Genomic DNA, 1,519 nt, shown 5'->3' on the forward strand with positions numbered 1-1,519 from the left:
CTCGCCCAGCGCGCGGGCGACCAACTCGACCTGCTCCAGTTGATGGATGGCGTGCGAGGAGGTGGCGCCCGAGCCGTTCGGCCGTCGCGCCACGCAGCGCAGCCGCGCATGCGGCGGCAGCAGCTCATCCATCTGCTCGCGGATGAAGGACCAGGCGCCCTGCTGCCGGTGCTCCTCCTGCACCCAGGTGATTTCCACCAGCGCCGGATACCGCGCCAGCAAGGCCTCCAGCGCCTGCGCCGGGAACGGATAGAACTGCTCGATCCGCGCCACCGCCAGGTCCGCCCGCGCGACCGAACGCCGCCCGCGGTCCAGGTCGTAATAGACCTTGCCGCTGCACAGCAGCAGGCGCTCGACCTGGCGCGGGTCCTCGACCGTCGTGTCGTCGATGACCGTCTGGAAGCTGCCCCCGGTCAGCTCGTCGATCCCGGCGTGCGAGGCCTTCTCCCAATAGAGCGTGCCCTTGGGCGACATCACGATCAGCGGCTTGCGCAGCGTGTCGAAGGCCTGCCGGCGCAGCAGGTGGAACCACTGCGCCGCCGTCGACGGGCAGGCCACGCGCAGGTTGTCCTCGCCGCACAGCTGCAGGAAGCGGCTCAGGTAGCCGCTCGAGTGGTCCGGCCCGATGCCCTCGTTGCCATGCGGCAGCAGCACCGCCAGCGAGGAGGTGTCGCCCCACTTCTCCTCGCCCGAGCTGATGTACTGGTCGACGAAGACCTGGGCGCCGTTGACGAAGTCGCCGAACTGCGCTTCCCACACCGTCAGCGTGCGTGCGGCGCCGACGCTGTAGCCGTACTCGAAGCCCAGCACCGCCTCCTCGGACAGCGGCGAGTTGTGGATGTCGAAGCGGCCGCTGGGGCCGTCGCCGGCCGCCACCTGGCGCAGCGGCACGAACTCCGCGGCCGTGCCGTCGCGCGCGCCGCCAGCCTCCTGCGAGGTCCAGACCGCCTGGCGGTGCAGGAAGGTGCCGCGGCGCACGTCCATGCCGGAGACCCGCACGTTCAGTCCGCCGCGCAGGATGGTGGCGTAGGCCAGGTTCTCGGCGAAGCACCAGTCGGCCCGCAGCGGCGGCTCGGCCAGGCCGGCCATGCGGCGCCAGTGGTCGACCAGCATGCGCACCATCGCATGCGGCTCGAAGCCGTCGGGCAGCCGCGTCATCGGATCGATCAGCGCCTGCACGCCGGCCGCGTCCAGGGCCGGCACCGCGCCCGGCCGGCGCAGCGGCGACGGCGTCTCGTCCTCGGCCGGCAGCGCGGGATCGGAGAAGGCCTGGTGGGCCCGCACCCGGCTACGCGTCACGTGCGAGGCCAGGTCGGTGTCGGGCGGCACCACGCGGTCAGCGCGCAGCGCCGCGGCGTAGCGATCGACGATGGTCGGGTGCGACTGCGTCAGCGCATGGATGCGCGGTCGCGTCAGCGCCGGCACGTCGCTTTCCGAATGGCCGAGCCGGCGGTAGCCGATCAGGTCGATGACGATGTCGGAGCCGAAGCGCGCGCGCCAGGCCATCGCGATCGCGGCG

The 1,519-nt window shown here is 72.3% G+C and carries 1 protein-coding gene; it reads right to left on the reverse strand.

Annotation, left to right across the window (positions count from 1 at the left end; genetic code table 11):
• The coding region (locus tag FUT87_RS19350) for a thiamine pyrophosphate-dependent enzyme (RefSeq protein WP_255511927.1) at nucleotides 1-1,506 on the reverse strand (1,506 nt) is incomplete at its 3' end.
• Between the last annotated feature and the right edge of the window lie 13 nt (nucleotides 1,507-1,519).

It is taken from the genome of Mitsuaria sp. TWR114 (genome assembly GCF_007997345.1).